Consider the following 25,991-nt stretch of genomic DNA (forward strand, 5'->3'; position numbering starts at 1 on the left):
TCAACGCTCTCCTGCGTCTTCCGGGGCCGGCATGGCTGACCGCTGGCTGGTGATTCCCTGCGCACGTGCCATCGCGAAGGCTGATTGAGGTCCTGTCCACAAGGAGGGCAGCAGCACCAGCGAGACAGGGATGGCCGTGATGACGATGAACTGCTGAAGCGCACTGATCTGACCGGCCCCCATATAGAGGAGTATCGCAGCCATCAACGCCATGCTGATGCCCCAGAAGGCACGCACCAGCGGGCTGGGGTCATCGTGTCCGGCACTGACGACAGCGATCGCGTAGCTCATCGAGTCACCGGTGGTGGCGACGAAGATGGTGGTCAGCGTCAGGATGGCAGCTGCCATTGCGGTCCCGCCGGGCAATGCCTGCGCCACGGTGAGGGTCGCGACATCGAACTGGAAGTTGTTGAGCGCTTCGGTGAGGTCGATCACGCCGGTGAACTGATAGAAGATGCCCGCCCCGCCCAGCAGAGTGAACCAGACAGCGGTGGCCAGTGGCGCCAGCACGGCAACGGTCAGGATCATCTGACGGATGGTTCTGCCCTTGGAGATACGCGCCACGAAGATCGCCATCAGCGGGCCATAGCCGAGGAACCAGGCAAAGAAGAACACGGTCCACCACTGCATCCACCAGTCAGGAGCACTCTGTGCCGTCATGGTCGACATGGTGAAGAACGAGCTCAGATACTCGCCAAAGCCCTGAGTGAAGGCATTGACCATGAACAGGGTCGGCCCGAAGACGAAAATTACCGCCGCCACACCCAGCGCCAGGAAGACGTTGAAGCGCGACATGATCTGGATGCCCTTGTCGATGCCGGTCACGGCCGAGGTCACATAGATCACCCCGAGCACTACCAGCACGCTCAGCTGCGTCGAATAGTCATTGGTCACGCCAAAGAGCTCATGCAGGCCAAAACTGACCTGGGTGGCCAGAAAACCGATGGGGCCCACCGTTCCTGCCACCACGGCGATGACGCACATGGCATCCACCACGCCGCCCAGCTTGCCCTTCATGATCTTCTCGCCGAACACGGGATACAGCAGCGTTCTCGGCTGCAGGGGCTGACCCTTGTCGTAATGGGCATGCGCCAGCACGATGGCGGTCAGGCTGCCCAGGATGGCCCAGGCGAGAAAACCCCAGTGCATGAAGGATTGCGCCAGTGCAGGCGCGATGGCATTCGCAGTACCCGGCTCGGTATCAAAGGCAGGCGGCGTCACCAGGAAGTGGTACACCGGTTCGCCGGCAGCGAAGAAGACCCCGCCTCCCGCCAGCAAGGTGCACATGATGATCGACACCCACTTGAAGGTGGATAGCTCAGGCGTTCGCGTGCCACCGATACGGGCACTGGCCGCAGGCGTTGCGGTCAGCCCCAGGGCAATGAAGAAGGTGAGCAGCAACAGAATCTGGAAGTAGCTGCCCAGTGTTCTGGCGGTCCAGGCAAAGCCGGCACTGATGGCTTGCGCGACCCCTTCAAGATCAAACAAGGACAGGCCGACGAACAACAGTATGAAGCCGATGCTGCAGGTCAGAACGACAGGGTCACCAAAGCGGTACTGACCTTCCGGTAACGCATCCGACGTGGCGGACGTCGTGGTCTTGCGAGATGAAGTCATGTGGCATTCCTCTGACGAGCTCTCGTCATTGGCAGGCATTTATTATGGTTGTTGGTTGCCGAGCGATACCCTGAGGATTCCTGGCTCGGCACAGGTGCCATGGCATAGCGTTACGGCGATCAGGCAGGCGCGGTCTCCTGACGGGTCGCGGCGCGCTCTAGAAGCGCGACCCAGTTCTTGCCCATGATGCCGGCCACTTCGTCCTCGGACATGCCGACCTTGCGCAAACCAGCAATCAGGTTGGGGAAGTCACGACTGTCTCGTAGCCAAGACAGCGGGCGCGGCCAGTCAGCGTTGCTGGCACTGCCTTCACCGTAATCCATGTCCTTGGACCAGCGGCCATTGCGCATCCACTCCAGAATAGACACCGGCTGGTTCTGACACAGGTCGGTGCCGATCCCCAGGTGCTCGACGCCCATCAGGTCTGCGGTTCTGGCGATCATTTCGCAGTATTCGGTCAGGGTGCAGTCGGAGCCATTGCGCAGATGGAAGGGATACGCCGAGAACCCCAACAGCCCATCACTCTCCGCGATGGCCTTGAGCACCTTGTCGGACTTGTTGCGCTTTGCCGGATGGAAGCTTTCCGGGTTGGCGTGGGAAATGATCACGGGGCGCTCGGATATCTCGATCGCCTCGAGCGTGGAGCGCTCTGCGCTGTGTGACATGTCGATGACCATGCCGACGCGATTCATCTCACGGATCACCTGGCGTCCGAAGCGTGTGATCCCGCTGTCTTCCGCCTCATAACACCCGCAGGCCAGCAGACTCTGGTTGTTGTAGGTCAGCTGCATGATCATCAACCCGAGGTCACGCATCACCTCGACCATGTCGATATCGTCCTCGATGGGGGAGCAGTTCTGCGCCCCCAGGATGATGCCGACACGCCCGCTGGCCTGAGCAACCGCGATGTCCTGCGGCACATGCACGGGCATGATCAGATCAGGCCAGGCCTCGAAACGACGATTCCACTCGCCAAGACGCGACAACGTCTCTCGCGTCGTCTCGTGGTACACGAGGGTGGCATGCACGGCGTCCAGCCCGCCTTCACGCATCTGTTCAAATATCTCGCGTGACCAGTTGGAATACTGCAGGCCATCGATCGTCAGCATTGTCTTTGACATGGGGCCTCCTCACGCCTTGATGTAGCAGGTCTTCACGACGGTGTAGAACTCGCGCGCATATCGCCCCTGCTCACGAGGCCCGAAGCTTGAGGCCTTACGTCCGCCGAAGGGCACGTGGTAATCCGTCCCCGCAGTCGGCAGATTGACCATCACGCAGCCAGTCTCGGCACGCGCCTTGAAGCTGCTGGCCAGTTTCAGGGAGTTGGTGATGATGCCCGCCGTGAGCCCGAAGTGTGTGTCATTGAGCACATTGATGGCCTCTTCTGCGTCGCTCACCTTGATGACACAGGCGATGGGACCGAAGATCTCCTCGCGATTGATGGCCATGTCGTTGCTGGTATTTACCAGCAGCGCCGGGCTCATGAAGTAGCCCTCGGTGGCGCACTCCACACGCTCGCCGCCGCAGACCAACGTTGCCCCCTCTTGCTGGGCGCGCTGTACCCAGGACAGGTTGGACTCGAGCTGTCTGGCATCGACAGCCGGCCCCATGTGCACGCCCTCTTCCAATGCGTGGCCGACGCGGACCTGAGACAGGCGCTGAGTCAGCTTTTCCACGAACTCGTCATGGACCGATTCCATCACGATCAGCCGCGAAGATGCCGTGCATTTCTGGCCAGTGCCCGAGTAGGCACCATTGAAGGCTGCCTCGACGGCCAGCTCCATGTCGGCATCATCGGCGATGATCAGGGCGTTCTTGGAGCCCATTTCCAGCTGGCACTTGACCAGATTGGCGGCAGTGGCCGCCGCCACTCGACGACCCACTTCCAGAGAACCGGTAAAGGACAGGGCATGAATGTCAGGGCTGGAGATCAGTTCATCCCCGATGCTGCTGCCCGGGCCCATCACCAGATTGAAAGTGCCTGCCGGGAGTGACTGGCGATGAATGATTTCGGTCAGCGCCCATGCGCTCGCAGGGACCAGATTGGCCGGCTTGAAGACGACCGAGTTGCCGAAGGCCAGCGCAGGCGCAATCTTCCAGACCGCTGTCGCCATCGGGAAATTCCAGGGGCTGATCACACCGACGACACCGACAGGCTCCCGACGGACCTCGACCTCAACGCCAGGACGCACCGAGTCTGCGCGCTCATCAATCTGGCGCAGCACTTCAGCGCCGTAGTAATAGAAGAACTGCCCGGAGCGATGAACCTCACCCACTCCCTCCGCCAGGGTCTTGCCCTCTTCACGCGCCAGCAACTCACCCAGCTCCGTCTTGCGGGCGATCAGCTCATCGCCGATGGCCATCAACACGGAATAACGTTGCTCGAGACCCGACTGGGCCCATTGTGCCTGGCCACGCTTGGCCGCATGGATGGCATCGGCAACTTGATCGACACTGGCCTGCGCATATTGGCCGATGACATCACGGGTATCGGACGGATTGAGATTGGCGATGCTGCCCTGACCTGCGACCCACTGACCATCGATGTAGAGATCGTGAACAGCGGCGTGAGTGGCGGTAGTAGTGTGGTGTGACATGTGAACCTCCTTGAACGCGGTGACAACAGACTAGGAGGCCCAGAGGGATAAAGATAATCAATAATAAATACCCTATGATAAATTTCCCTTACCACTTTGAAGAGGATCGACGCGATGGTCGCAGAGCTGAAGATCACGCCGCTGCGCTATGTCCTGGCAGTGGTGGATCACGGTGGCTTTCACGCTGCCTCTCGTTATCTGCATCGCACGCAGCCTGCCCTGTCGATGGCCATCCGCGAGCTGGAAAACCGCCTGGGGGAGGCGCTGTTCGAGAAGGGTGCCAAGGCGACTCTGACACCCTATGGCAGCTACTGCGTGCCGCGCTTTCGGGAGCTGATCAATCAGCATGATCGTCTGAGCCGGGAGCTGCAGGCGCGCGCCGCCAAGGAGGCAGGCCAACTGGACATGGCAGTGGTGCCGTCAGTGGCCAGCCGACTGATGCCGAAACTGCTCTCCGAGTTCGTCAGTCGCTATCCGGGGATAAAGGTCGGTCTCCACGATGGCAACGCCGATTTTGTCCGCGAGCAGGTCATCAGCGGTCAGGTCGACATCGGCATCACCAGCCTGTGGGGGTTGGAGGAAGAATTGCTCTTTCATCCGTTGTTTCATGACGAAGTCGGCGTGGTCTGCCGTGACGATCACCCCCTGGCCGAGCGCCAGACTCTGACATGGCAAGCACTGGAGACAGAATCCCTGATCGGCAATGGCACCTCGCGGCTATTGCAGGGCACGGCGGCCGAGTCACTGCTCGAGATGCATGCCTTGTATATCTCCAACATGATTTCGTTGACAGCCACGTTGGTCGCCGGGATGGGGGTCACGACGCTGCCCCGCCTGGCATTTCCGCAGGAATATGAGCGCCTGCGGTTCATTGAGCTCGCTGAACCGCGAGTCAGTCGCGAAGTGGGCCTGATTCGCCGCAAGGGCGCCAGCTTGTCGCCGGCGGCGCAGGCCATGGGTGATTTCATCAGTGAACGATTTGCTGAGGAGAGCGCACTATGACGGGGCGTGCTTCACCCCCCCCCCACCCAAGTGCCATGGGCAGATTCCAGCCTGTCCATCAATCAGCATGATGGCAACAGCACATGACAATTGTTGACCATTATACGATAATCGCTCCATAACAGGATGGATGACTGATCCCGCTTACACCGCATTCATGATTGGAGCGCCATACATGCCTGGCAACAGCATGATTTCAAAACAAAGCTTTGATGTTCAAACCGCCAATATTCTGCGTGAAATGATTGTGACAGGCAGTCTTGAGGCAGGCTCACGGCTGACAGAAGCCAAGCTTACCGAACAATTCCACGTCTCCCGCGGCACGATTCGTGCAGCCCTGCAGAAACTCAACAATGAAGGCCTCGTCTCTCAGGTACCTTATACAGGCTGGCATGTCATCGCACTCGATGCACAGGATGCCTGGGAGCTGCATAACCTGCGTCGTGTTCTGGATGGACTGGCGGCTCGATTGACTGCAGAGCGTATCGAGCCTGAAGGTGCCAAGAAGCTGGAAGACGCCTATCAGAAGCTATGCGAGCTTTGCGATAGCGGTGACCCGAGAGATATCGCGGATGCAGATTTCGAATTGCACAAGCTGATCGTCGCGCTGTCAGGCCATCGTCGCCTGCAGGAACATTACACGCTGACGGAGCAGCAGATTCGCGTATTCATCGCCTCCTGCGACTCGGAATTCTCGGACTACAAGAATATTGGCAAACGCCACGACCCGCTGATAAAGGCGATTCTGGCGGGCGATGCTGATACGGCTGAACGTCTGGCCAAGGAGCACAATGCTACGCAAGGCGATGAGCTCATCAGCAGCCTGCGTCAGCTGGAAACTCAATAAGTGCCTTCCCCCAAAGCGAATCATCACTCGTCATACCTCATGGCAAGTGATGCGTCTCATACCAGCCCCCTGCCTCACGGGGCTGGTGTCTCGACTCCTCAAATGTCGTCATCACTCCCAGATGACTGATTCACCTTATCCTTCACGACATCCTTCAGACCTTTCTTGGCAACTTCCAATAGCTCGGCGTCGATGGCGACCAAAGGGTGCAGGAGATAGACGGGTCTCTGGAAGGTTGGCGCCTTCTCGATCAGGTGCAATTGACCAGTCTTGAGCAATGGCTCGATGGTGCGCGCGGAAAAGTAGCCCGCCCCGCCATATTTCAGGATGTAGTCGAGACCGATCATGCTCATCCCCACCGACAGCCGCGGCGCACGAGTCTCTGGATACGCCAGGCTATGTGCGGCTCGAAACTCGGCCCCCCAATCGACGAAGACATAGTCCTGCTGCCAATGCTTGGTGACCTTGCGCGGTGCGGTCGAAGCCAGCACCAGCTGGTCTTCCATCAACAATTCACAGGCCAAACCTGCCTGCTGACGCGGAATATAGGTGATGGCCAGATCAATCAGTCCATCGCTGAGGTCCGTCAGCAGGTTCTCCGAGTAATCCGCCACGACACGCGTCCCCACATCCGGTGCACGCAATTGCATGGTGTCGACCCAGGCAGGCGCGATCCGCTCCCAATGATTCATCTGCACACCCAACGTGACGACGGCATTGAGCTCTTCAGGCAGTGCTACCTCCTGACGTGCCTGCTCCCAGGCGCGCACAGCGGTGTAGGCAAAGCGATGAAAATGCCGTCCGGCCACCGTCAATTCACAGCCTTCACGCTTGCGTACGAACAACTGTCGGCCCAGCTGAGTTTCCAGCACCTTGATACGAGCACTTACCGTCGACTGGGTGATGTGCAGGCGATCCGCTGCCAACTGAAATCCACCGCTCTTGGCGACCTCGATGAATGCTTTCATATGATTGATATTCAAGGTGTATTCCTGATTGCATCGAATATTTCAATGGAGGCCAGCGAATAAAATCGTTTTTCTAATTTCCCGGTTTTTCAGATGATTCGGGGGTGGATCACGCGATGTAATCAAGACGACAACCATTGAAGTCAACAAAACGACAATAACTTCGGAGGCACTGCAATGCATCAAGCCGCAACTCTCCTCGCTGAGCCCGATACCCGCCTCGCACTGGAAGAAATCATCGACCTCGAGCGGTACCCTATCGAGCAGCCAGACAACCCCCTGACCGTGGCGCTGATAGAGCAATGTCGAGCCGAACTTGATGCCGTCGGCTGCTGTTGCGTACGTAATTTCATTCGTCCTGAAGCCATCGCCCGCATGCTTGACGAAGCTGAGCGCCTCAAGCCTCAGACTTACTGGTCCGAAAATTCCAACAACCCCTACATGACCCAGGATGATCCTTCCTTGCCGGAAGACCATCCCAAGAGAATCTTCAACAAACGCAGCAATGGCTTCATCAATTCCGACATTCTCGAGTCAGATTCCGTCCTGCGAGGCGCCTACGACTCGGATGAGATGTTGAACTTCGTGTCCGAGTGTCTCGGCGTCTCCCCCATCTATCGCTGGGCTGACCCACTGGGTAGCAATCCCTACAGCGTGATGGACCCGGGCCATGAGTTCTCCTGGCACTTCGATGGCAATGAATTCACCATCAGCATCCTGGTGCAGGCGGCGGAGAAAGGCGGCATGTTCGAGTACTGTCCGGATCTTCGCAGCGCGGAAAACGAGAATCTTGAGGCTGTCACGCAGGTACTGCGCGGGGATCGTGGCCCGGTTCAAGTACTGGACCTCCAGCCGGGTGACCTGCAGATCTTCAAGGGCCGCTTCTCGATGCACCGAGTCACGAAGGTCGAGGGCAGTCGCCCCCGCTATATCGCCTTGCCGACGTATGTTCTGGACCCCTTCAGTGTCAATCGTCCCGAGCGTGCCAAGCAGTTCTATGGCCGAGCAGAAGCGATCCATTATGAGCGTGAAGCCAAGCGTCCTGACTCACTGCTTGACTGAGTGAATCACCTTTCAAGACGCCCGCCAGCGGTATGGCGGGCGCCTTGTTGATTGAAAGACTCGGTATGCCTTGCTCTCTAACGCTCGCTTTTCGCCAACACCCTTCGCGGTAATCCTCTGGCTACGACTCGCTTCGACGCCCCTCTCTTTAGCGCTATCTGCTTCGTTACAATCCTTTTTCCACGTCCCGCTCTCTGTCTCTTCCTCTATTCGCCCTATACCCTGCTGCTCTTTCCCTATCCTGCTTCTCTGCATCAGCCCTGCTATTGCCTGCTGACCATTCCCTGCTGCCTACTGCGCTGCTGCCTTATGCTCATGCTCTTACTGCCTGCAACACGACCCCGCGCATCGTATGCCTAACTCTTCAATTCCCGTCCGATATCGTTGACACACCAAAAGGCGCCTGACGTTGGGAGCAACGACAAGCGCCGGAGAGTTGTTCTCGTCCGAGAAGAATCAATAACCGCGCACAGGGTCATAGATAGGAAAAGGTGGCTCGCCTTGCTGGATGCGCTTGATATTGTCAGCCATCAGCCTGGCAGCCGAGTGGGTGTAATTGATGCCGGCGATATGCGGCGTCACATGCACCTTGGGGTGACGCCACAAGGGGCTCTCTGCCACGAGAGGCTCACTGCAGAATACATCCAGCGCGGCAGCCTCCAGATGGCCAATATCCAGCGCTGCCACCAGATCGTCTTCCACGAGAATGGGACCGCGACTGATATTGATGACGCAGGCCCCCTGAGGCAGCTGTGCGAAGCGTTCGGCGTTGAGCAACCCTTGCGTGGCGGGTGTCAGCGGCAACACGTTGATCAGGATATCCGTGCGCTGCAGAAACTCGTCAAGACGCGCATCCCCCTTATAGAACTCGACGCCCTCGATGTCGACGACATCGCGTCCCCAACCCGCCACGCAGAAACCAAGCTCACGCACGAAACCGGCGGCCACGGCACCCATGGCACCCATGCCAAGAAAACCGACACGACGCTGGGCTGGGTCACGGTGAGGATGTCGTTGCCAGAGGGCTCGCGCCTGATCCTGCTGATAGCGATGATATTGGCGATGAAAATGGATCACCCAATGCACGGCATGCATCGCCATGTCACGCACGACCAGGTCATCGACCAGGCGCACGATGGGGACACCTTGTGGCAGGTCCGAATCACGGAGGATGTGCTCGACCCCTGCCCCGAAGGACAGTATCGCCTTGAGGTTCGGGTAGCGGCACAGGTCTCCCACCGGATGCATCCAGATGGCCGCATATTCAATCTCGGCCGGGTCCCCCACCTCGGGATAGACCCGGAATTCAGTCTCGGGCAAGTGCTTCGTGAACTCCTGGCGCCAGACTTCCGGGTCTGCGCCTGCATAACTGAACAGCAATGCCATAGTGGCCTCCATCAAAGAACGGAATTGACATCACCGAACACGGAAACGGTCCACGGCATCGGCATCGAAGCTGAACCCCAGACCGGGGCGCTGAGGAATGGTGATCAATCCATCGACAATTTCGATCTTTTCCCGATACAGCGGCGAGAACCAGGAGACATGCTCGACCGACAGGCAGTTGGGAGCTGAGCCGGCAATGCTCAGACTCTGTTCAGTAAAGATATGAGTGGAAATGGGCACATTGTGCCCCGCCGCCAGACTGGCCGCGCGACGGAATTCGGTCAGACCACCGATTCGCTGCAAGTCTGGCATCAAGATATCCGCTGACCGGGCCTGGATCATGCGCTGCATGCCATATCGGGTGTACTCGGTCTCTCCCGAGGCGATCGGCATATCCAGTGCGGCCGCCACATCGGCATGCCCCTGATGGTCATAGGAAGCCACCGGCTCCTCGAACCAGCCGAGATCATAAGGTTCCAGCATACGCCCCAGCCGTATTGCCTGTGACGGCGTAAATGCCTGATTGCCATCCGCCAGCAGCTCGATGTCCGGGCCAATGGCTTCACGTACCGCCGCCACGCGAGCGACATCCTCCGTCATGCGGGGCTTGCCCAGGCGCATCTTCATGGCGCGGAAGCCTTGCGACATGAACTCGCGGGCTTCCTCGATCAGTTCATCGGTGGTCTGCGATAGCCACAATCCGCTGCTGGCATAGGTCTTGACCGAGTCACGATATGCGCCGAACAACTTGTAGACCGGTTGATTGGCCGCCTTGCCAATCAGGTCCCAACACGCCGTATCCAGTGCCGACATTGCGCCGATGGTAATCCCCTCATGCCCGATGGGGTTTATCTCGCGCCACATCCCGTCCCACATGCGCTCCACATAATGCGGGTCCTGGCCAATGACATGATGGGCCAAGCTCTTGATCATGCTGTCGAATACGCTCAAGCGAGCACTATTCAGGGTGAAGATATAGTTCTCGCCGACCAGACCGCTATCGGTTTCCAGATAGATCAGCACGCAGCCTACCGAGCGCGTCTCGTGAATCGCCGTGATGAGCGGCTTGTCCAGCGGCACCTCAACCAACACGGTACGCAGATTCGTAATCTTCATTTGTACGTTTCCTGACTCACTGAATTTAAGCGTCGGCCGAGGTGCTGCGCTGTCCTGGCCACGCTCTCACTGGATGCCATCGGATCATTGCTGTCTGGCTCTCTGAGACTCAGCATAGAACCACTGACAATGGTTGACAATCATCAATTATCGATTTACAAGATTGATAGGCTGTAACACCAGACGCGTTGCACGATTCCTGACATCGCCATTCCTGCGATGGACGACAAGGGTGATGGGCAACATGCGAGTCGCTTGATCGGCAAGACCAGATATCAACAATTACAAGGGGGTTGAGCATGAATAAGTCCGTCAGAACCGCTACGACGCTGGCAGCTTGTATCGTTTCCTCACTAGCACTCACGAACCAGGCCCAGGCGAGCTGCGAGCTGGAGGAAACCATCCAGATTGCCGACATGAGCTGGGTTTCCGCCTCGACGATCGCCCACATAGAAGCCAAGATTCTCGAGAACGGTTTTGAGTGCAAAACTCAACTGATTCCAGGCGAGACCGTGACCACGGCCACCACGATGGTGAAGAAAGGTCGCCCACATATCGCGCCTGAGCTTTGGAGCAGCAACGCCAAGGCCCTGCTCGAAGAAGGGGCGGAAAAAGGCACTGCCGTGGTGGCAGGTGATGTCTTTGCAGGTGGCGGAGTGGATGCTTGGTGGGTACCGCGTTATGTCGTCGATCAATACCCGGACATCAAGTCAGTCGAGGACATGGCAAGGCACAGCGAACTCTTCGCGGCCACCGGTTCTGACAAGGGGCGTTTCTACAACAGTATTCCGGGCTGGACCACGGAAACACGCAGCACCAACTTGATGCATGCCTATGGTCTGGATGACAAATACGAGGTGTTTTCGGCGGGCTCCGGGGCGGCGCTTGATGCTGCCATCGTCTCGAACTACAAGCGCAAGAAGCCGATCTTCTTCTATTACTGGGGGCCTTCCGCCATTCTCGGCAAGTACGACATGGTGCAGCTGGATATGGCCCCCTATGACCCGGAAAATGACTCCTGCAATGCAGAGCAGAACTGCAAGAACCCGACGACCAGTGGCTTCCGTACCGCAGCAGTCAATACGTTGGTGGCCAACAACATCAAGGATAATGCGCCCTCGATCTATCAATTCCTGAGCAAGGTCCAGTTCGAGAATGACATGGTCAACACACTGCTGGCCTGGAATTCAGACAATGACGCAGACCCTGAGCAGACTGCTGAGCATTTCCTGAAGACCCAGCAAGCGACCTGGACCGCCTGGGTTCCCGCCGAGGTAGCCGAGAAAGTCATTGCCAAGCTCAAATAACTGGCATTGACCTGATCATTCAAACGTCACAAATGAATCATTGCCAACAATAATGACTACCAGGTGATTTCATCATGTTCCCTGACCTGATTGACCCGCGGTATCTACGAGGCACCATTGACGACTTGATAGAGCAGTTTGTCATCCATTGGGCGACATTCCTGGAAGAGTCGTTCTACCCCATTCTCAAGGCACTCAACCTCTTTGAATCATTGCTGATCAATTGCCCTTGGTGGCTGATTATCGGCCTTGTCGCTGCAGCGGCTTACGCAAGCTCTCGCAAGATATCACTGACGATCGGCTTGACCGTGGCCATGCTGGGGATTGGCCTGCTCGGCTTGTGGGAGGAAGGAATCCGCACGCTTGCCTTGATGCTGGTATGTACCTTTGTCGCCATCATCATCGGCATCCCGATGGGAATCCTGATGTCGTGGTCGGACCGTTTCAGAGCGATCATGCTGCCCATCCTGGACATCATGCAGACCATGCCGAGTTTCGTTTACCTGATCCCCGCAATCATGCTTTTTGGCCCTGGCAAGATTCCGGCAGTCCTGGCAACGGTCGTCTATGCAGTGCCACCGCTGATTCGTCTGACTGACCTGGGCATCCGTCAGGTCGACAAGGAAATCGTCGAAGCGGTGCAATCCTTCGGCGCCAACCGCATGCAAAAACTGTTCTGGGTACAGGCACCTCTGGCACTCCCCAACATCATGGCCGGCATCAACCAGGCCACCATGATGGCGCTTTCCATGGTGGTCATTGCCTCGATGATCGGCGCCCAGGGACTCGGCTTCCAGGTATTGCAGGGCATTACTCGTCTTGAAGTAGGACGCGGCTTGATGGCGGGTCTCGCCATCGTTCTCCTGGCCATGGTCTTCGACCGCATCACCCAGGCCTCTGGAAAGCGCGCTCAGGCGCACCTGCACACCAACAGCTGATGGGTACGATTATGAGCAACCACTACAAGATCGAGATCAAGAATATCTACAAGATATTCGGTGCCGACCCTGGCATTGCCATGGACAAGATCAAGACCGGTACCTGCAAGAGCGACATCCTGGATCAGACTCGCTGCGTCGTTGGACTCAATGACGTATCACTTGGCATTGAAGCTGGCCATATCCACGTAATCATGGGGTTGTCCGGCTCTGGTAAGTCGACCTTGATCCGTCACTTCAACCGCTTGATCGACCCCACCAGCGGCCAGGTCATCGTCGATGGACAGGATGTGCTCCAGTTCAACAAGCAGGAACTCGAGCATTATCGTCGCCACAAGATCAGTATGGTTTTTCAGCGCTTCGGGCTTTGCCCGCACCTTACCGTCTTGGCGAATGCCGCCTTTGGGTTGAAGATTCAGGGTGTCGAGCGCTCACAGCGTGAGGAAAAGGCTCGCTACTGGCTTGAGCAGGTCGGCCTGTCAGGCGTCGAGGAACACTACCCGCATCAGCTTTCCGGCGGCATGCAGCAGCGCGTCGGCCTGGCACGTGCGCTGGTCAATGATCCGGATATTCTGCTCATGGATGAGGCCTTCAGCGCTCTCGACCCCTTGATCAAGAGCGAGATGCAGGATCAATTGCTGCAGTTGCAGCAGAAACTCAACAAGACCATCGTGTTCATCACGCATGATCTGGATGAAGCCCTCAAGATTGGAGACCGTATCGCCCTGCTCAAGGATGGTGAGCTGATTCAGCAAGGGACTCCGGCACAGATTCTCATGGAACCAGCGGGCGATTACGTCAAATCCTTCATCGGCGGGGTCAATCGCTACAAGGCGATTCGTGTCGGCCACGTGATGCGCGAGGCACAACCGCTGGCCATGGTGAAAGGAGGCGAGAATTTCAGTCAGACGCCACCCGCGGGCCATGAGATGGTGCGCGCGAGCCAATCACTGGAGGAGATCATGCCATTGCTGATGGAAACGGATAGCGATCTTGCGGTCTTCGACGATGATGCCAACCTGACTGGTTACCTCAACAAGAACAAGGTAATGACGGCGCTATATCATTGAGTTTTGATGCGATGTCAATTTGTCAGCTCAATGATATAAATCATCGCTAAACTCGCCACCCCTGGCTGTGCCGCGCAAGCTCCCGGGAATCATCTCGGGGGGTTGCACATTGCAGCATGACTCGGCCAATAGCATCGCCTCTCTCTGCTTATCTATATCCCGGCCTCTTTACCTCGCTGTTCATCCCCGCACTATGCTCTCTCCTGCCCTCCCCACTCGCCCTCCCCACCGCCCTGCTCAGTCTCAATATACGCTTCCCGGCCTCTAGGACCTTATTTATATAATTCTGTCCTTATAGCGCTGACTACAAGCATTTTAGACGGCTCGACACTGACGTTTCGTGATCAGGCTCGTTACCCAATTCATCTGCAATTACGACGCATCGACACCGACGACAATACCCCTATCATCGTCGCTCAGATGCTTGTGTTTTCCTCTCCTTGGATACACATGTCACCAGCAATGCTTATTTATACCTTGCCCCCATATGGTGACGGCCCAGTTGGCGGTACACGGATGCTGGTACTGCCAAGCGCTATTGAAAGAGATTCAAGGCATACCGCCAAATCAGAAGTGACAAACATGAAAAAGCCCTGGAATCCAGGGCTTCAGATGTTCATGTTTCAGCGTGCTCGTATCGGGCGCATGATTCAGCCGCGGAGCGGTTTGTCGTTGGCCTGTTCCAGCAATTTGACGGCCATCAGGTGCGGAGCCTTGCCACCGAATTGGTCGACCGCCTGCCCATACATCTGCTCGACCTGACGACACATCGGCAGCTCAGCCATGACCTGGCCGGCCAACTCCAGTGTCAGGCGCATATCCTTGAGTGCGAGCCCCAACTCGAAAGTCGGATCGTAGTCCCCATTAAGGATACTTGGACCATAGCGATCAGCGACGTAACTGCGGCCGGTACTGTTCTGGATGATTGCCAGCATCTTGTCAGCTGGCACTCCGCCCTTGACGCCGAGCATCAACGCCTCGGACAAGGCCACCGAGTGCAGATAGCAGAGTACGACCTGCGCGATCTTTGCGACATAACCCGCGCCAGCCTCGCCCAGATAATCGATGCGCTTGCCAATGGCAGAGAAGATTGGCTGGCATTCATCGAAGGTTGCTTGATCGCCGCCCACCAGCACGGTCAGAGTGCCAGCTGCCGCGCCTTCGGCACCACCGGAAATCGGTGCATCAAGCGTGCGCACCTGCTTCGATGCTGCCAGCTCACGTACATCGCGCCAGACATCCAGATTGTTTGTACTCAGCTCGATCCAGATGGCGCCTTCGCGAATGTGCGCAATCAGACCATCCTCAGCACTGGCCACCTGCTTGATGATGGCTGGCGATGGCAAGGAGGTCATTACGACATCGGCCTCGCTGACGGCCGCCTGAATGCTGTCGGCCCAATGCGCACCGGCCTGAACAAGACTCTCGGCCTTATTGCGATCGACGTCATGGATGTTCAGATCGAAGCCAGCCTTGACCAGATTGGCGGCCATCGGCTCACCCATGTTACCCAGACCTATGAAAGCTATTTTCATTCTTGTTCTCCCATATCAGATGGCCGTTCATTTGCTCGAAATTCTGCATCATCCCGCGGGTAGATCAGGCAGGATGACCTTTCATCACTGACGTGGATAAAGCGTCTCAGTATTGCCATCGACACCGATGATCTGTCCCGAAACATGCCGTCCGTAGTCCGAACACAGGTAGCAGATCATGTCTGCAATCTCCTGCGGGTCGACATAGCACTGCATTGACACGCCGATACCATAGAGCCTGCGGACTTCCTCAGGTGCGATATCTTCGGCTTCGGCATGCGCCTGGATCACTCGCTCCATGCGCTCTCCGTTGACGTTGCCGGGAACGACACCATTCACCCGGATATTGTCCGGCCCCAGCTCCATCGCCAATGTCTTGGTGAAGCCAGTCACTGCCCACTTCGCCGCGACATAGGGGCTGCGATTGGGGAAGCCGTGGATGCCCGCGGCCGACACCAGATTGATGATCACTCCATGCTTCTGGGCACGAAATGTCGGGACAGCACGACGGGCACAATAGAACTGTGAGTCGATGCATACGCCCATGCAGGCGCGCCATTCTTCATTGCTGACATTCTCGACAGGCTTCGTCGGCCCACCAATACCCGCATTATTGACCAGGATATCAAGGCCACCGGGCAGGAACTCATCGAACATCGCATCCACGGCAGCAGGGTCTGACACATCAGACACGAACGTCGTGATGTCGTGATGTCGTGATGTCGTGATGTCGTGATGTCGTCAGGCAAGCTGGAAAGTGCCTCGCCATCTACATCGCAGGTAAATACCCGCGCTCCCAGTGCGTGCATGGCCAGAACCGTGGCGCGTCCCATGCCAGCCCCACCAGCAGTGACGAAGGCACGCTTGCCTTTCAGTGAAATCTGCATGAACCGCTCCTTGCTACCCCATTACAGCGGGCCATCAATACTTGTAGGAAGGATCGATCCGGTCTATCTGGCGCAGCAGCGCTGGCCACTCATACTTGCCCGGCACGAAGGCAGCATATTGTTCAGCGGCTTTTTCCCACATTTCCGGCGATGTCTCGGCCAGCGGCAAACCGGTGGCACAGACCTGCAGCATGTTGGCGCAGGCACGTACCAGATAATGCATGTTCATGAAGGCCTCACCGGCGGTTTCACCGACGGTCAGGAAACCGTGATTGCGCATAATGAGGCACTTGTTGTTGCCCATGCTTTCGGCAATGCGCTGGCTCTCATCGGTATCCACAGAGAGTCCTTCCCAGTCGTGATAGCCAATCTTGCCGTAAAGCATTGAAGAGTCCTGCACCAGGTGCACGACATCACGAATCGCGGTGGCAGCCAGGCCCGCCGGGGCGTGGGAGTGGAACACGAACTTGGCGTTCGGAATGTTCAGGTGAATGCCGCGATGGATGACGAAACCAGCGGTATTTACCTCAGGTGGGCCATCCAGCACGTTACCGTGTTCATCAATCTTGATCAGATTGGAGGCAGTGATCTCGGTGTTGTGGAGACCGAAATGGTTCATGAGAAAGTGATGGTCGGTTCCAGGCACGCGCGCCGTGATGTGATTCCATACGATGTCATCGTAGCCGTAGACATTCGCCAGACGGTGCATGGCAGCCAGGTCGACACGAACGTTCCATTCATCTTGCGTAAAGCGAGGCTTGGCCGAGGTGGCCCCTTCAAATTCTGCCATTGCTGCTTCCTCCACTGAATGTCAGGACACATGAACTCCGCATGCCTTCTGCGGTATGAGCAAAAGCTAGCACCATGGTTAATGGTTGACAATCATTTATTAACAAGCGCCACCACATTTTTGTCAGCGCATCTCATGGCACTACCAGGACGGCCGAGGGAAGCTGTATTCGAGGTAACTCGGTGTCGTACGACGAGCGGAAAAGAGCATCGTTGCTGCATCAGGTTACGCACAATCAGGATACATGAGGTCTGCTCAAGACACTGACACACGAAGCACATGAGCCATGCCTTAAAACAAGTGTCCCCACGCTGGGCCTCGCCTCTCTGGCACTGCGCCGCTTCATGCAGGCCGCGGGCCTTACGCCCTGAGAGCAGAGAAATAAGACATGACGTAGACACCAAAAAACGCCGGAGCAGCGAATGCTCCGGCGTCTTCTTGGTTTCAGGGGCTTTCTTGGTTTCAGGGACTTTCTGGGCTTCGGAGGCTTTTTGGCTTCAGTCCAAGCAACGATGCCTTTCCGGGCTTATCCTGCGCCTTTCGATAGTGACGCTGTCGCCCACGGGATGTCGGCCCGGGCAGCGGCCATGCGAAGATAGCGCTCCAGAACGCCCAGGGCGTTACCCCCGCCAGGTTTTGACAGGAGGCATGCGTGTATTCGATTCGTCTGTGGGCCGCACGTCACGCGCGACTGCTGGAGCTCACCTATCAGGCCGTCGAGCCGGTGATCATCAAACTGCAGCCGCTGTGGAAGTCCGTCGGTTACGCACGCGCCGAGAAGCCCGTCGCCAGGCTAGAGCAAGCCTGCAAGGGCTTGCTGTTTGACTGTCAGATGTGTGGCCAGTGCATTCTGAGTTCGACCGGCATGTCCTGCTCAATGAACTGCCCCAAGCACCTGCGCAACGGCCCCTGCGGCGGTGTCATGCAGAATGGCAGCTGTGAAGTCGAACCGGACACGCGCTGCGTGTGGGTGGAAGCGTGGGAAGGCAGCCAGCGGATGAAGGACAGCGACGCGATCCAGATCGTGCAGTTGCCGGTAGACCATCGCCTGCAGGGCACCTCATCCTGGCTGCGCGTGGCCCGGCAAGCCGCTGAACGCCGAGAGAGCCTGAAATGACCTCCAGACTCACTATCCCGGGCAGCTCCCAGCTGCCACCTGCAGAGCGCGACGGCAACGTCGGTCGCCTGGAGCGAGTGCTTCGCAGCGGTCAGTTTGCCGTCACTGCCGAACTGGCGCCGCCCGACTCGGCCGATCCACAGGAGGTGCATGCGCGCGCGCAGCTGTTTGCCGGCCATGTGGATGCCATGAACGCCACCGATGGCTCGGGTGCCAACTGCCATATGTCGAGCGTGGCGATGTGCGCCCTGCTGACCCGCGAAGGCCATGAGACGGTGATGCAGATCTCGTGTCGTGACAGAAACCGCATCGCCATCCAGGGCGATGTGCTGGGCGCTGCGGCGCTGGGCATCCGCAACATGCTGTGTCTGACCGGGGATGGCGTGCAGGTCGGGGATCATCCCGAGGCCAAGCCGGTGTTCGATCTCGACTCTCTATCACTGCTGGAAATCGTCGCCGGGCTGCGTGACAAGCACGCCTTTGCCAGCGGGCGAACACTGACCTCAGCGCCCCAGGTATTTCTCGGCGCAGCCGCCAACCCCTTCGCCCCGCCCTTCGCGTTTCGTCCTCACCGTCTGGCCAAGAAGATTGCTGCCGGCGCCCAGTTCATCCAGACACAGTACTGCTTCGATCTGCCGCGCTTTCAGGACTTCATGCATCGTGCTCGTGATCTGGGCCTGCTGGAGAAATGCTTCATCCTGCCCGGCGTCGGCCCACTGGCCTCGGCACGCACCGCCGAATGGATGCGTCGCCATGTCCCCGGCGTGCATATCCCGGATGACGTGCTCAAGCGCTTGAAGGGAGCCCGGGATCAGAAGGCGGAGGGCCGTGATATCTGCATCGAGATGATCCAGCAATTACGGGAGATCGAGGGCGTCAGCGGCGTGCATATCATGGCGCACCGTCAGGAAGCCTTCGTGCCCGAGATCATCCAGCGCGCGGGTATACTGGGGGCGCGTAGGCCATGGACACCCGAACCTCGCCCAACCCCTTCTCCGTAAACCCGCTAGCCTGTGATTGATAGCGTCAAACTTCAGGAAGCAATGACAGGGTGATGACCAACAACAAGATTGATATCCGCTCGGGCACCCTTGTCGATATCGCGTTGGCGAGGCTGGTGGCGGCGTTCGTGTTCTTCTGTCTGATGCCTGTTCAGGTTTTGGCCTACGGCCAGTACCACCTCAGGAAGCCGACAAACGATACGAGATGCTGTCAAATTAATCATCTGATACCCTGAAGAGGTATCAGATGAAGTCACGGGAGAGAGCTATGCAAGCCGCTATCAAAGAGTATCGCCCAAATCCAGCCGCTCGGAAGGACGACTTCTGGAGGGCTCTGGGTCTTCCCTCGCGTGGAGCCAAGCTGCATGAAGCGCTGAGTGCCGGCATCTCGTACAAAGTCTATACCAAGCTCACCGAGGCCTCCGGGCTTGAGAGCAAGGAGTTGGCACGGTATGTGGTCATTCCTCCGGCAACCCTGAAGCGTCGTGCCGATACTGGCTACTTCAAACCTGCCGAGGGCGATCGGCTTTACCGTTTCGCCGAGGTGTACAAGAGCGCGGTGGACCTGTTCGAAGGCGACAAGGCGAAGGCGAAAGAATGGTTGCTCAGCCCCGTGCGTGGGCTGGGGGGCCGTCGACCGGTCGAGATGGTGGCTACCACTGCTGGCGCCGAAGCCGTTCTAGATCTGATCGGCCGGCTTGAGCATGGCGTCTTTGCATGACTGTGGTGCGCGGTTATCGGCTCGTTAAGCGGAAGTGGCTAAAGACAGCCTTTGATGGGGAAGGGGCTCGGCTGTACGGCGGGCGCTGGAACAGCAAAGGTAAGGCCTGTGTGTACCTCGCGAGCACAGAGTCATTGGCCATGCTCGAGGTGATGGTTCACCTGGAAGACAATCAACTGCTGAAGGAGTATGCGCTCCTGGAGGTGACATTCCGGGAGGAGGTGCTAATGCAGCTCCCGGAGGACGTTCTGCCAGCAGATTGGCGAGCTGAGCCGGCGCCACCCTCCACAGCCGAGATCGGTGACGACTGCCTTGAGGGACAGTCGAGCCTAGCTCTGGCGGTTCCGAGTGTGGTCGCGCCCCGAGAAACGAACTACCTCGTTAATCCAGAGCACCCCGCTTTTCTGGTGCTGGCCCAGAGTGCCGAAGAGGTCGAATTCACTCCAGATCGTCGCCTGTAGCGCCCGCTCCTCAGTGTCAGCGCTTCCCTTGGACCGGGAAAGCCGTGTGTTGCCCTTTCTTTCTCTCAGGAGCGCTATTACCTCGCTCCTTCGCCCCTCTGACACTTTATGCCTGCACAGCAATCGAGAGAAAGACGTTGCCCTTCCAACATGATGACGCTACCTCTTGCGGAGTCGAAATGCTGGGGCAGTCGGATAGCGATTCTTGCTATACCCTGCCGTTGATGGCTGGGGAGGTTCGGACAGGGTTTCCATCCACGCGGATGCGGAACTTGGTCACGTCCTGGGCCTCACCGAACACCTGATCTCTCACCTCAGCGCCAGCTACTTCTGTCGAGCCAAGGGCGACAGCATGGTGGGCTATAGCATTCATGATTAGGTTTTGCTTAGCGATGACAAATCGCTGGTGGCTGTGACGAGCGACATCATTGTGGTTGCCCTCGACAGTGAGCTGACCTGCAAGCAGCTGGGCCAATGGCATGGCCAGCCGGCGTTGCTGTCGGGGGCCCCGAGCACTAGCCTATCGCGCTGCGTGGCGGAGAGTTTAAGGCTTGGGGCATAGTAACCCACACATCCATTATCGCCGTCGCCGAGGCCGAATGATCGGGTTTCAAAAATGCTTGTAGCCTTACCGAGAGGGCCATGCTGCTTTGGAGGAATCATCAATACCGACACGGGCCACGTCACTTCTCATGAGACCTCTGCTACCGGCGTTGTAAAACTCGCCTTGATCCAGTCCATCAGTGCCTGTTTGGCCGCAGAGTGCTCATCGGGATTTACGTCGATCAATACATACCCGCAATCGGTACTCAGCCCAAATTCCTCCAGCGCGATCAGGGTGCCCGATGCCAGCGCTTCTTCACACAGACCCTGCCAGCCAAGTGCGACCCCCTGCCCTGCGGCGGCGGCCTGCAAGAGCAATGGGTAATTGTTCAGTGTCAGTTCGCGTTGCCCGCCATCCCCATGAATGCCCTGCGCGGCGAGATAGGTCGGCCAATCCATCCAGGCCTGGCCCTGTTCGGCCGTCAAGGTGAGCAGGGGCAAATGGCTGAGTTGCTCGAGGCTCTCGATCGGGCCGTGCCGCTCCAGGAATGCCGGACTGCAGACAGGAAAGACGCGTTCGCGCAACAGCCGGGGCTGGGGGTCATCAGCCCCTCGAAACAGGATGGCGACATCCATCTCCTGCATTGAGTGATCCAGCACGCCCTGATTGGTCATGAAACGCACATCAATGCTCGGATTCAGGCGCCGGAATTCCGTAAGGTGCGGCATCAACCAGGCACTGGCGAAGGCAAAGTCCGTCAGCAGATTGAGCGGGCCACAGGTCTGCGGGTGCTGAATATGATTGATGCTCTGCTCGATGACATCGAAGCCTTCCGTCACACCCTTGAACAGCTCCTCACCGGCCTCTGTCAGACGCACCCCGCGATGCACCCGCCGAAAGAGCGCGACGCCCAACGAGGATTCAAGCGCCTTGATCTGCTGACTCACGGCGGACTGGGTGGAGCGCAATTCCTGAGCGGCACGCGTGAACGCCAGATGACGAGCCGCCACCTCAAATACACGCAATAGATTGGGTGACACATGCCGGCCGATGTTTGCCATAAACTCTGCTAATACCTCGAATTAAAAAACAGCCAGTTTACAGGTCATTGGCCACCAGTGAGACTCGCTCGGTGCATTGAACCCCCGATGCGACATGTCCCACATCCAATAATAAGCCAGAGGCCTCAAGATGACTCGACAGCCCAATATCCTGTTTCTCATGGCAGACCAGATGACTGCTTCCTGCCTGCCCTTCTACGGTCATCCGCTGGTCAAGACACCGCATCTTTCGCGCCTGGCAAGCCAGGGTGTCGTCTTCGATGCGGCCTACTGCAACAGCCCCCTCTGTGCTCCGTCACGCTTCACGCTGATGACCGGCCAGCTGCCCTCCCGCATCGGCGGATTCGACAATGCAGCCGACCTGGCAGCCGACATTCCGACATTCGCTCATTACCTGCGTGATGCCGGCTACAAGACTGCTCTCTCCGGCAAGATGCACTTCTGCGGCCCGGACCAGCTGCACGGGTTCGAGCAACGCCTGACAACCGATATCTATCCGGCCGACTATGGCTGGTTCGTGGACTGGGAGAACTTCGACAAGCGCCCGACCTACTATCACAACATGTCATCGGTCATTCAGGCTGGGCCTGCCGTGCGCACCAACCAGCTGGACTTCGATGATGAAGTCGCCTTCCGTGCCCGCCGCTACCTTTACGATCAGGCACGCAGCGCCGATGAGCGGCCCTTCTGCCTGACTGTCTCGCTGACGCACCCGCACGATCCTTACGCCATCCCTCAGCAATACTGGGACCGCTACCGGCATGAAGATATCGACATGCCGACGCTGACCTACCAGTCCGCGCCACGTGACCCGCATTCCGAACGCCTGCGTTACGTCTATCAGATGCAGGAAGGTACGGTGAACGAAGCGCAGATCCGCAATGCCCGGCATGCCTACTACGGCGCCATCAGCTACGTGGACGATCAGATCGGCACCATTCTGGCGACGCTGGAAGAGACGGGGCTGGATGACAACACCATCATCGTGTTCTCGGGCGATCACGGCGACATGCTGGGAGAGCGTGGCCTCTGGTACAAGATGAGCTGGTTCGAGAATTCCGCCCGTGTGCCGATGATCGTGCATGCCCCCAGCCACTTCAGCCCCGCGCGGGTCAGCGCCTGTGTCTCGACCATGGATCTGCTGCCTACCTTCGCCGAGCTGGCCGGCCACGGCACACCACCAGACTACGCCGCACCGCTGGATGGCCGCAGCCTCGTGCCACACCTTGAAGGCAAGGAAGGCCATGACGAGGTCATCGGTGAGTACATGGGCGAAGGCGCGGTGGCTCCGCTGATCATGATCCGTCGCGACTCCTACAAGTTCATCCACTCTCCCGCCGACCCTGACCAGCTCTACGACCTGTCTCGTGACCCGCTGGAAGTGGAGAATCTCGCCGACTCCCCCCTGCATGCCGAGCTCATGGCAGAGCTGCGCGCGGAGGTCGCCGAGCGCTGGGACATGCCGCAACTCCATGAAGGGGTCCTGGCCAGCCAGCGCCGTCGGCGTCTGGTGTCACGTGCCCTGTCCAGGGGCAAGACCACCGCCTGGGATCACGACCCACAATTCGATGCCAGCACTCAGTACATGCGCAATACCATTGATCTCGATGACCTTGAGCGCCGTTCACGCTTCCCCGAAGCCCCTGCCTGCTGATGGCCAAGCCACGCTGCTGGCAACTCACCCACCTCGTTCATTTTCTTCGGGAGCTTGAGCATGACACCAAAGGATGCAGCGCATCATGTCGCGCATGATGCGCCCCAGACAGACTCGGGTAGCCACCTGAATCATGCGGTCTTTCGCTACTCTCTGATCGCCATCGTGCTGCTCGTGGTCTACTCAATGGGCTTCACGGAACAGGCCACCGCCTTCTTCAAGCATTGCCTGGACTGGATCGGCAACACCTTCGGCTGGTACTACATGCTGGCCGTCACACTCTATGTCGTGTTCGTGGTCGCTATCGGCTTGTCCCGCTTCGGCCGCATTCGACTGGGGCCAGACCACTCACGACCAGAATTCTCGACGCTTTCCTGGTCGGCCATGCTGTTCGCGGCAGGTATCGGTGGCGCCATTCTGTTCTTCGTGGTCTCCGAACCACTCTCACACTTCCTGACACCGCCAGGCGGCCCCGGGACCAGCGAAGAGATGCAGCGCCGTGCCATCGTGCAGACCTTCATGCACTGGGGCATTTCCGGCTGGGGCGTCTTCGTGGTGATGGGCATGGCACTGGCCTATTTCAGCTATCGCCATCGACTGCCGCTGGCCATCCGCTCGACACTCTTCCCGCTGCTCGGCAAGCGCATCTATGGCCCCATCGGCAACGCGGTGGACATCACCGCCGTTCTGGCCACCGTGTTCGGCATCGCCACCGCCCTCGGGATTGGTGTAATGCAGATGAACTACGGTCTGAACTATCTGTTCGGTGTCGGTGAAGGGCTGGTCTCGCAACTTCTGATCATCATCATGGTGATCGTACTGGGCACGCTTTCGGTGATCTCCGGCGTAGAGAAAGGCATCCGCAGGCTATCGGAACTGAACCTGCTGCTGGTCGGAGGGCTGGTACTGTTCGTGATGCTCCAGGGCCCCACGCTGCACCTGCTCAATGCACTGGTGACCAATGTCGGCGACTATGCCAGCGCCTATCTCGGCCTGAGTTTTGAAACCTACGCCTATGCCCCCGACAAGCAGCCCTGGTTCAATAGCTGGACCGTCTTCTTCTGGGGCTTCTGGATTTCCTGGGCACCGTTCGTCGGCCTGTTCCTGGCGCGTATCTCGCGAGGACGCACCATTCGCCAGTTCGTCGCCGGTGCTCTTTTCATCCCGCTGTCCTTCATCATGATCATGATGAGCGTCTTCGGTAACTCGGCCATCGAGCTGGTGCAGTCCGGTGTCGTGGAGCTGGGCGAGCAGGCACTCAATACGCCGCAGACCAGCATCTATACCTTCCTGGAACAACTGCCCGGCGTGGGCTTTACCGCCAGCCTTCTGACACTTCTGAGCATCGTGTTCTTCGTGACCTCTGCCGATTCCGGTGCCCTGGTACTCTCCAATTTCACCTATGTGCTGCGTGACGTGAACCACGATGCCCCCATCCGGCTGCGCATCTTCTGGTCCGTTGTCATCGGCGTGATCACCATTGCGCTATTGATGGCCGGTGGCCTGCAGACACTGCAAAGCGTTGCCGTGATCACGGCTCTGCCATTCTCTGCGGTCATTTTCCTGGTGATGATCAGCATGTACCGCGCGCTGAGCATCGAAAGCGACAAGGCCGAAGCGCGCCAGATGGTGTCCATCGTCAGCGGTGAAGACAGTGACTGGCGTGAGCGGCTATCACGGACATTGGATGGCTCGACACGACATGGTGCTGCCAGCCTGCTCAAGCATTCGGTACGCCCGGCATTGCAGCAGCTGGCCAGCGAGCTGCAGGCTCATGGCCATCAGGCCTCGGTCACGGAGCGCGACAGTGAAGAAATAGAGGGTGGCTGCCCGACGCTGCAGGTCGATTTCCCCGGTGCCCCCAGCTTCCTGTATCAGGTGCGCCCATGCCGCATGCGGACTCCCAGCTTCCTGCCTGCGGACGATGACTACTACCTGCGCCTGGATGTGCATCTCGCCGAAGGCGGCATCGGTCAGGACCTCAATGGCTTCACACGCAATCAGGTGATCCATGACGTGCTGAATGAATATCAGCGCCACCTGCTGTTCCTCAGCCAGGTCGATGCCACCCTCAATCTGGCCAATATCCCGGGGGGACACATGATGAATGAGCCGGTCGATGATGCCTCACAGCAACCGGTATCGGGTGCGCAATCTCCCTCGGCACCACTGGCAGGACGCACCTGATATTCGCGACTCCATCAAGCGTCTTTCAATGACAATGCTACTGGCATGAAAACGATACGGGCACCCTGATCAGGGTGCCCGTATCGTTTTCATTTTCGCGTATACGACTCATGTTTTCATGTA

The 25,991-nt window shown here is 58.1% G+C and carries 23 protein-coding genes; 13 read left to right on the forward strand and 10 right to left on the reverse strand.

What is annotated here, in order from left to right; genetic code table 11:
- From R2R70_RS05735 to R2R70_RS05745, 3 genes are all read right to left on the reverse strand, one after another.
- Window positions 1-1,617 (reverse strand): BCCT family transporter, encoded by a 1,617-nt coding sequence (locus R2R70_RS05735; protein ID WP_131432365.1) that lies wholly within the window; start codon window positions 1,615-1,617, stop codon window positions 1-3.
- A gap of 119 nt (window positions 1,618-1,736) precedes the next feature.
- A complete protein-coding gene (locus R2R70_RS05740) occupies window positions 1,737-2,738 on the reverse strand; it encodes a dipeptidase (protein ID WP_303592670.1) in 1,002 nt (333 codons plus the stop codon).
- Between the two features lie 9 nt (window positions 2,739-2,747).
- Window positions 2,748-4,214, reverse strand: a complete 1,467-nt coding sequence (locus R2R70_RS05745) for an aldehyde dehydrogenase family protein (RefSeq protein WP_410977528.1) — start codon at window positions 4,212-4,214, stop codon at window positions 2,748-2,750.
- 114 nt (window positions 4,215-4,328) lie between these two features.
- Between R2R70_RS05745 and R2R70_RS05750 the strand changes: the two genes are divergently transcribed.
- Together R2R70_RS05750 and R2R70_RS05755 are read left to right on the forward strand one after the other, a co-directional pair.
- Window positions 4,329-5,216 carry a LysR family transcriptional regulator gene (locus R2R70_RS05750; RefSeq protein ID WP_405278924.1) on the forward strand — a complete coding sequence of 296 codons (888 nt, stop codon included), beginning with the start codon at window positions 4,329-4,331 and terminating at the stop codon, window positions 5,214-5,216.
- A 175-nt stretch (window positions 5,217-5,391) separates the two neighbouring features.
- Entirely contained in the window at window positions 5,392-6,063 is a 672-nt protein-coding gene (locus R2R70_RS05755) for a GntR family transcriptional regulator (RefSeq protein WP_303568402.1), read from the forward strand.
- Between the two features lie 98 nt (window positions 6,064-6,161).
- Here R2R70_RS05755 and R2R70_RS05760 read toward each other — a convergent pair whose 3' ends face one another.
- A complete protein-coding gene (locus tag R2R70_RS05760; protein ID WP_410977529.1) occupies window positions 6,162-7,046 on the reverse strand; it encodes a LysR family transcriptional regulator in 885 nt (294 codons plus the stop codon).
- Between the two features lie 162 nt (window positions 7,047-7,208).
- Here R2R70_RS05760 and R2R70_RS05765 point away from each other — a divergent pair, with 162 nt between their 5' ends.
- The gene (locus R2R70_RS05765; RefSeq protein ID WP_192837755.1) at window positions 7,209-8,093 is read left to right on the forward strand and encodes a hypothetical protein; all 885 of its coding nucleotides are present in this window, start codon (window positions 7,209-7,211) and stop codon (window positions 8,091-8,093) included.
- Window positions 8,094-8,549: 456 nt separating this feature from the next.
- On the opposite strand, the gene R2R70_RS05770 is transcribed toward R2R70_RS05765, so the two are convergent.
- Window positions 8,550-9,479: a 2-hydroxyacid dehydrogenase gene (locus tag R2R70_RS05770; protein ID WP_410977530.1), complete on the reverse strand. Its 930-nt coding sequence runs from the start codon at window positions 9,477-9,479 to the stop codon at window positions 8,550-8,552.
- Window positions 9,480-9,509: 30 nt separating this feature from the next.
- Window positions 9,510-10,595 carry a mandelate racemase/muconate lactonizing enzyme family protein gene (locus R2R70_RS05775; RefSeq protein ID WP_410977531.1) on the reverse strand — a complete coding sequence of 362 codons (1,086 nt, stop codon included), beginning with the start codon at window positions 10,593-10,595 and terminating at the stop codon, window positions 9,510-9,512.
- A gap of 299 nt (window positions 10,596-10,894) precedes the next feature.
- Here R2R70_RS05775 and R2R70_RS05780 point away from each other — a divergent pair, with 299 nt between their 5' ends.
- The 3 genes from R2R70_RS05780 (at window position 10,895) to R2R70_RS05790 (ending at window position 13,910) form a co-directional block, all read left to right on the forward strand.
- Window positions 10,895-11,902: an ABC transporter substrate-binding protein gene (locus R2R70_RS05780; RefSeq protein WP_216060374.1), complete on the forward strand. Its 1,008-nt coding sequence runs from the start codon at window positions 10,895-10,897 to the stop codon at window positions 11,900-11,902.
- 74 nt (window positions 11,903-11,976) lie between these two features.
- Complete coding sequence (locus tag R2R70_RS05785; RefSeq protein WP_410977532.1) at window positions 11,977-12,840, forward strand: ABC transporter permease; 864 nt, start codon at window positions 11,977-11,979, stop codon at window positions 12,838-12,840.
- 11 nt (window positions 12,841-12,851) lie between these two features.
- On the forward strand, window positions 12,852-13,910 hold the full coding sequence (locus R2R70_RS05790; protein ID WP_216060376.1) for a glycine betaine/L-proline ABC transporter ATP-binding protein: 1,059 nt from the start codon (window positions 12,852-12,854) through the stop codon (window positions 13,908-13,910).
- A gap of 650 nt (window positions 13,911-14,560) precedes the next feature.
- Here R2R70_RS05790 and R2R70_RS05795 read toward each other — a convergent pair.
- The 3 genes from R2R70_RS05795 to R2R70_RS05805 form a co-directional block, all read right to left on the reverse strand.
- Window positions 14,561-15,445: an NAD(P)-dependent oxidoreductase gene (locus R2R70_RS05795; RefSeq protein ID WP_410977533.1), complete on the reverse strand. Its 885-nt coding sequence runs from the start codon at window positions 15,443-15,445 to the stop codon at window positions 14,561-14,563.
- 84 nt (window positions 15,446-15,529) lie between these two features.
- Window positions 15,530-16,174 (reverse strand): SDR family oxidoreductase, encoded by a 645-nt coding sequence (locus R2R70_RS05800; protein WP_410977575.1) that lies wholly within the window; start codon window positions 16,172-16,174, stop codon window positions 15,530-15,532.
- Between the two features lie 192 nt (window positions 16,175-16,366).
- The gene (locus R2R70_RS05805; protein WP_410977534.1) at window positions 16,367-17,137 is read right to left on the reverse strand and encodes a class II aldolase/adducin family protein; all 771 of its coding nucleotides are present in this window, start codon (window positions 17,135-17,137) and stop codon (window positions 16,367-16,369) included.
- A gap of 637 nt (window positions 17,138-17,774) precedes the next feature.
- On the opposite strand from R2R70_RS05805, the gene R2R70_RS05810 reads away from it, so the two are divergent.
- Genes R2R70_RS05810 through R2R70_RS05830 form a run of 5 tightly spaced genes read left to right on the forward strand, consistent with a single transcriptional unit; the run spans window position 17,775 to window position 20,422 of the window.
- A complete protein-coding gene (locus R2R70_RS05810) occupies window positions 17,775-18,239 on the forward strand; it encodes a methylenetetrahydrofolate reductase C-terminal domain-containing protein (protein ID WP_410977535.1) in 465 nt (154 codons plus the stop codon).
- On the forward strand, window positions 18,236-19,240 hold the full coding sequence (locus R2R70_RS05815) for a methylenetetrahydrofolate reductase (RefSeq protein ID WP_410977536.1): 1,005 nt from the start codon (window positions 18,236-18,238) through the stop codon (window positions 19,238-19,240). Before R2R70_RS05810 ends, R2R70_RS05815 begins: the two co-directional genes overlap by 4 nt.
- 53 nt (window positions 19,241-19,293) lie before the next feature.
- On the forward strand, window positions 19,294-19,476 hold the full coding sequence (locus tag R2R70_RS05820; RefSeq protein ID WP_410977537.1) for a hypothetical protein: 183 nt from the start codon (window positions 19,294-19,296) through the stop codon (window positions 19,474-19,476).
- Window positions 19,477-19,508: 32 nt separating this feature from the next.
- Complete coding sequence (locus R2R70_RS05825; protein ID WP_410977538.1) at window positions 19,509-19,961, forward strand: antitoxin Xre/MbcA/ParS toxin-binding domain-containing protein; 453 nt, start codon at window positions 19,509-19,511, stop codon at window positions 19,959-19,961.
- Window positions 19,958-20,422, forward strand: a complete 465-nt coding sequence (locus tag R2R70_RS05830) for an RES family NAD+ phosphorylase (RefSeq protein ID WP_410977539.1) — start codon at window positions 19,958-19,960, stop codon at window positions 20,420-20,422. Before R2R70_RS05825 ends, R2R70_RS05830 begins: the two co-directional genes overlap by 4 nt.
- A 690-nt stretch (window positions 20,423-21,112) precedes the next feature.
- On the opposite strand, the gene R2R70_RS05835 is transcribed toward R2R70_RS05830, so the two are convergent.
- Entirely contained in the window at window positions 21,113-22,027 is a 915-nt protein-coding gene (locus tag R2R70_RS05835; protein WP_410977540.1) for a LysR substrate-binding domain-containing protein, read from the reverse strand.
- Window positions 22,028-22,157: 130 nt separating this feature from the next.
- Here R2R70_RS05835 and betC point away from each other — a divergent pair, with 130 nt between their 5' ends.
- Window positions 22,158-23,681 carry a choline-sulfatase gene (betC, locus tag R2R70_RS05840; RefSeq protein WP_410977541.1) on the forward strand — a complete coding sequence of 508 codons (1,524 nt, stop codon included), beginning with the start codon at window positions 22,158-22,160 and terminating at the stop codon, window positions 23,679-23,681.
- A gap of 60 nt (window positions 23,682-23,741) precedes the next feature.
- The gene (gene betT, locus R2R70_RS05845) at window positions 23,742-25,868 is read left to right on the forward strand and encodes a choline BCCT transporter BetT (RefSeq protein ID WP_410977542.1); all 2,127 of its coding nucleotides are present in this window, start codon (window positions 23,742-23,744) and stop codon (window positions 25,866-25,868) included.
- Window positions 25,869-25,991: the final 123 nt, after the last annotated feature.

The sequence above is a fragment of the Cobetia sp. SIMBA_158 genome, from assembly GCF_046566945.1.
Lineage (GTDB): Bacteria > Pseudomonadota > Gammaproteobacteria > Pseudomonadales > Halomonadaceae > Cobetia > Cobetia amphilecti.